Genomic DNA, 4733 nt, shown 5'->3' on the forward strand with positions numbered 1-4733 from the left:
TTCACAGCAATTACGCCTCTTTTAATACCTCGTAGCTCTGCTGCGAGGATTCTTTATTTCAAAATTCAGCATTCAGAATTCGTAATCTCTTCAACGAGCGTATCGCGAATTGCAACGAACGGAATTATTGAAAATTGCTCATGCCATTTACCGGTAATTACCGTTATTTAAGGGCACCTCTAATAATCGTCGGGAGCGGTTATCTGTTCAATCCCCTGTAGGGGCGTAATATTGGAAGCCCTCAACAAAATCGGGGCCGGGAAAGGATTTCGGAACAAATAAATAGAGGTGCCCTAACTTCAAACATCAGCATGAAAACCGACCCCATTTACATCTTCCGCAAAACCTGGGCCACCTACCAGAAGGTCATCAGCCACAATCTCATGTTTCACCGCGAGATTCTGAGTGCTGTCAAAACGCTGCTTGAGAGCCATCCGGGTCCGCTCACTGTGCTCGACCTGGGATGCGGAGATGCCACCCATATCGGCAAGATGCTCAACCCCGGTCAGGTAGCGGAGTACTGCGGATGCGATCTCTCCCCCTACGCTCTTGATGTTGCCCGTAAAAACCTGGAGCCATTCGGAACCAGTGTAAAGCTGCTCTGCAGGGACATGATCGCCGTGCTGAAGGAGGCTCCCGCAAACCATTTTGATGTCATCTACTCCGGCTATGCCCTGCACCACCTCAACCTTGAGCAAAAACAGACTTTTTTCATCGAGTGCCGTCGAACCCTTCGCCAAAATGGTCAGGTAATACTGGTGGATGTCATGCGCGAAGAGGAACAGCTCCGTCCGGCATATCTCGACAGCTACAACGGAGCGGTGGCAGCGAACTGGGATGCCCTGACTACTCACGAACGGGATCAGGTACAGGAGCACATCAGGAACTGCGATTTCCCCGAAACCCCGAGCCTTTTTCAGAAACTGGCCGGTAACGCAGGACTGACGAAGAGCCGGAGGCTGGAAAAACAGACCTGGCATGAAGCCTGGTGCTATTCGGCATAAGACGGGGAGCTGTTTTTTTGGAATTCAATAGCCTATGCACATCAAACAACAGACAACTATAGGCGACTGTGCCACTTCATTGGATCCTGAGATGTATGAAAAATGCTGTACACTGAGATGGATTGAATGGACTGCTCATAAAAAACAGCATACGGAAACCGCCTGACTAATGCCCGATGGTAATGTTCATGAACTACCGGATAGAGTTCGGGACTTCGGCAAATTGTCTGAATACATGCATCCAGACAACCAAGAAACTCTTCCCCTAAACCATCACGACGATCTTCATACCACCAGTAAGCATCACTAATATCCTTCTGCGCTTCCGGTAATAGTATCAGATCAGGAAGCATGACCGCTGCGGACATTTTGCTTGACCTCGGCCCATGTGAGCCCTGAAGCAGGGTTTTTCATCAGATTACTCTTGCGACGAGCCAACTCCTTCTTTTGCCATTCATGTACGGGTACATCTTCCGGTTTAGCCGCCAGATCATCCCAGAGATCTTCAACCAATTGTAGTTTCTCTGGTGGGCTAAGGTCAAATACGGAAACAGTATGGGTTTTCATGACTATCTGTATTTGAAATTGAAAATGTCCGTTCTTAAATGTTTTTTCTGAATGGACTCTCTTGCCACTTACTGCCCGCTTACATCACAAAACAGATGCTGAACGATGCCGTACAAAAAAGCTATTAAAGAGAATACAAAACTATACGTATATCGTCAAATCCAGTGCATCCATGCGGGACAACGCTGAATCGAGACCCTTCCGGTTATCATCCTGCACTCACCGCTGAACAGAGTTATTTCACTTACAACACAACGTCCCCAAGTAGCCCGAAAGATATTAGCTTGACAGTTCAGGAACTGCTTGACGCCAAAGCCTGATATTCCTTCCACATTCGCACAATCCGCATAATATTTTCCCATCAGAAGCGTTCATTTACACGGCTCCCGCCGCCCCCCTCTTTATCCTTTTGTAGATCCACCAATATTTGTAGAGTTTGTCGAGAGCGTCCCGGAGTTTTGGTGGTGATGGATGAGGATGTGAAATGCTTTTATTCATCCGGATTAAAATGGGGAGCAATATCGCGGGCACTGTGCAATACTCTGACTATCTCTATGCCATGTGGATTAACGAGATAGAAAATTACATATCGGCCAAAAGGGTAACTCAGCAATCCCGGCAAAAGCTCAGGTCGTGACCTGCCTGCATGGGGTGAAGCTGCCAGTTCATGGAATTTACGATCTAAAGAATCTATAAATCCATCTGCTCTGACCGGGCTGTCTTCGGCAATATAGTCCCATATATCGGCAAGATCATCAAAAACGAGAGGCCGTGTTACAATAACAGGCATGTTCGTATCAGCCCTGAAGATTGACTCTCTTTTTGCGGACAGCTCTCTTTACCTCTTCTGCATTCCAGATGGTTGCAGTGCCACTCTCTAATCCAGCATTGATATCCTGGCGCAACTGATCAACCTTGGCCTTGCGAAGAGTGTCCTGCTCTTCCATAAGACGCAATGCCTCGCGTACAACCTCACTGACCGATGTATACAGGCCGGATTTGACTTTCTGGCGTACCATCTCTTCAAGAAGTGGCGTCAGATTAACATTGATTGACATAGTTCGGTTATTGTTTTCATTCATCCATCACGTATGACGTAAACCGTTATTGTCAATTTATGCCATTTTTTGACAACTATAAAACAGGGCGATAAAAATTAAGCCACCTGAGGATGACCTGCTCCAGAGGAGTTAATACGTTGAAAAAAGAGCATGTTTGCCGCCGGGTTAATACGCGAAAAAAGTTAGTTGAAGCTGTTATGAGCTTCCCGGAAGTCGGGAGGTCGTTGCATTCAAGCCCTGTAGGGGCGAAATATTGGTAGCAAAACAAGGCTTCCGCCTCCCCGCTCTTTATCCTTTTGTAGCTCTACCCGCGTTTGTTGTAGCGTTTGTCGAGAGCGTCCCGGAGTTTGGTCTTTGGATCAGGCGCATAAAATTCGTGAAAAATTGTTAACATCAAGAGAGTAATGCTGCTTTCTCAAGCAGAAAAGAGCATCTGGAGTCTCAAAACCAGGCAATATCGCTGAACGAATTCACCGGCGATTTTCAGGAATGGATGCGAAGAATATCCCTTTTCCGTAGCGTCGGTGTTACGATTGAATGCAAGACAGATGGACTGATCTTAAAGTGGAGATGGATAAATGCAACGTAAAATTGAAGATATTACCGCCGAATTAATCAGACTTCCAAAGCAGGATCGTCTGGAGATTGTAAGATTTCTCCTTTTTCTCGACAACCGCCCGTCAGATGCCGATGATGTCGAGTCTGCTTGGGAAAAGGAAATTGCCGACAGGGTTCTTGCTGTGAAGGACGGAACGGCTGTTGGTATTGACTATGATGAGGCGATGAGGAAAATCGATGAACGCTTTGCGTCATGAAGAAAATAGTACTTCAACAGGCATTTGAAGAACTGAATGACGCGATAGCTTATTACGAAGAGCAGCAGCCAGGATTGGGGCAAACTCCCAATCCCACAGTCATCGAAAGCCTCTATACTGGATAACGAGAAAAAATGAATTCTGCTGACGAAAGCATCAGGGTGATGCTGCAGATAACGCTATGTACCCTTCAATAACAAAGGTTAAGGCGTAAAAGGAGTTACAGGATACGGCCCTGCACATGCCGCATGCAAACGTAAACGGTGTATGACAACATTATCGGTAAACTTCTTTCCGATGCCCGACTCGGACAACAAGAACTGAAACTTTTTCATCGAGGATTTCGCAAATCACCCGATAACACCGATACGGTATACCCACAACCAGGCATGATCAAGGAAGTTAGTTGAAGCTGTTATGTGCGTCCCGTAAGTCGCTTCAACGGTTCTGTGCAGTATGAAATATTGAGAGTACAGTAATCGTCCTGTTATCCGAAGTGTAGACAACACAGTACGGTATATCAGAGAAGTACAGCTCCCTGGTATCTGTTATTTTGCCGGATTTTGCGCTCTGGGGGTATGCGGGTAACTGCTTTGTGATCTTGTTCAAAAGAGTGATGATGGTTTGCTTGGCTGTTTTTTTGCTGGTCAGGCTGATATAGGACTCTATCTCACGAATAGAATCCTTTGCCTCTTTAGTCAGGACAATTTTCAAGTTCTGCCTCCAACTCAGCAATAACATCTTCAACAGGGGTTACTCGACCAGCCTTCATATCTTCCAATCCCCTCTGAATACTTTGAATCTGCCACTCGTTATAGTTCAGATAAGCTGAAACAGCCTCCTCCAGGACAAAGGTTTTCGTCCGTCTGGTCGCTCTGGCAAGAGCCTCAAGGCGTTCATTGGTTTCTTTTGGAATCTTGAAGGTGACTTGCTGCCGTTTTGTTTTGGTCGTCATTATCTACCCTCCGTTGAATGAAATCGTAATTTGATGTACTTCGTTAATATACTCCTTTCGCGCGAATTTTTGATACATCTGCTTTACGATTTGATCTTGTCGATATAGTCCGACCAGGCTTGCATCATGCGGGTACGTTCCGCCAAATGTTTTGACCGGTTATAAGCCGCGCGTTTCATACCGGATGGTTCGAGCTGTCACCCTGAACCCGTGGCCAGAGATCGACTTAAGTTTAGGAACGGAATTCATGGAAATCAGTTCTGACAACGGATTTTTGGGAAAAGAATAAGGGGAGAAACTTCAGGATAATTGAGGGACGAATTGAGGGACG

At 46.2% G+C, this 4733-nt stretch carries 9 protein-coding genes and 1 pseudogene; 3 read left to right on the forward strand and 7 right to left on the reverse strand.

The annotated features are described in order from the left end of the window. Positions 1–311: 311 nt before the first annotated feature. A complete protein-coding gene (locus BOO20_RS11620) occupies positions 312–1004 on the forward strand; it encodes a class I SAM-dependent methyltransferase (protein WP_076792864.1) in 693 nt (230 codons plus the stop codon). Between the two features lie 56 nt (positions 1005–1060). Here the strand turns inward: BOO20_RS11620 and BOO20_RS13415 are convergent, their stop codons facing one another. The 4 genes from BOO20_RS13415 to BOO20_RS11640 form a co-directional block, all read right to left on the reverse strand. Next, complete coding sequence (locus BOO20_RS13415; RefSeq protein WP_368665436.1) at positions 1061–1372, reverse strand: type II toxin-antitoxin system RelE/ParE family toxin; 312 nt, start codon at positions 1370–1372, stop codon at positions 1061–1063. Next, on the reverse strand, positions 1347–1571 hold the full coding sequence (locus BOO20_RS11630; RefSeq protein ID WP_040433424.1) for an addiction module protein: 225 nt from the start codon (positions 1569–1571) through the stop codon (positions 1347–1349). The genes BOO20_RS13415 and BOO20_RS11630 overlap by 26 nt, the downstream gene beginning before the upstream one ends. Before the next feature lie 490 nt (positions 1572–2061). Continuing rightward, the gene (locus tag BOO20_RS11635; protein ID WP_076792866.1) at positions 2062–2361 is read right to left on the reverse strand and encodes a type II toxin-antitoxin system RelE/ParE family toxin; all 300 of its coding nucleotides are present in this window, start codon (positions 2359–2361) and stop codon (positions 2062–2064) included. 7 nt (positions 2362–2368) lie between these two features. Then, a complete protein-coding gene (locus tag BOO20_RS11640; RefSeq protein WP_083694679.1) occupies positions 2369–2629 on the reverse strand; it encodes a type II toxin-antitoxin system ParD family antitoxin in 261 nt (86 codons plus the stop codon). 581 nt (positions 2630–3210) lie between these two features. Here BOO20_RS11640 and BOO20_RS11645 point away from each other — a divergent pair. Next, entirely contained in the window at positions 3211–3447 is a 237-nt protein-coding gene (locus tag BOO20_RS11645; protein ID WP_076792867.1) for an addiction module protein, read from the forward strand. Beyond that, positions 3444–3572 (forward strand): hypothetical protein, encoded by a 129-nt coding sequence (locus tag BOO20_RS13285; RefSeq protein ID WP_255372208.1) that lies wholly within the window; start codon positions 3444–3446, stop codon positions 3570–3572. Before BOO20_RS11645 ends, BOO20_RS13285 begins: the two co-directional genes overlap by 4 nt. Before the next feature lie 151 nt (positions 3573–3723). On the opposite strand, the pseudogene BOO20_RS13420 reads toward BOO20_RS13285, so the two are convergent. From BOO20_RS13420 to BOO20_RS11660, 3 genes and pseudogenes are all read right to left on the reverse strand, one after another. Then, positions 3724–3830 (reverse strand): annotated as a pseudogene (locus BOO20_RS13420) (type II toxin-antitoxin system RelE/ParE family toxin); the annotation flags it as partial. A gap of 55 nt (positions 3831–3885) precedes the next feature. Then, a complete protein-coding gene (locus tag BOO20_RS11655; RefSeq protein WP_076792868.1) occupies positions 3886–4161 on the reverse strand; it encodes a type II toxin-antitoxin system RelE/ParE family toxin in 276 nt (91 codons plus the stop codon). After that, entirely contained in the window at positions 4142–4402 is a 261-nt protein-coding gene (locus BOO20_RS11660; protein ID WP_076792869.1) for a CopG family ribbon-helix-helix protein, read from the reverse strand. The genes BOO20_RS11655 and BOO20_RS11660 overlap by 20 nt, the downstream gene beginning before the upstream one ends. Positions 4403–4733: the final 331 nt, after the last annotated feature.

The sequence above is a fragment of the Chlorobium sp. KB01 genome, assembly GCF_001975465.1.
Lineage (GTDB): Bacteria > Bacteroidota > Chlorobiia > Chlorobiales > Chlorobiaceae > Chlorobium.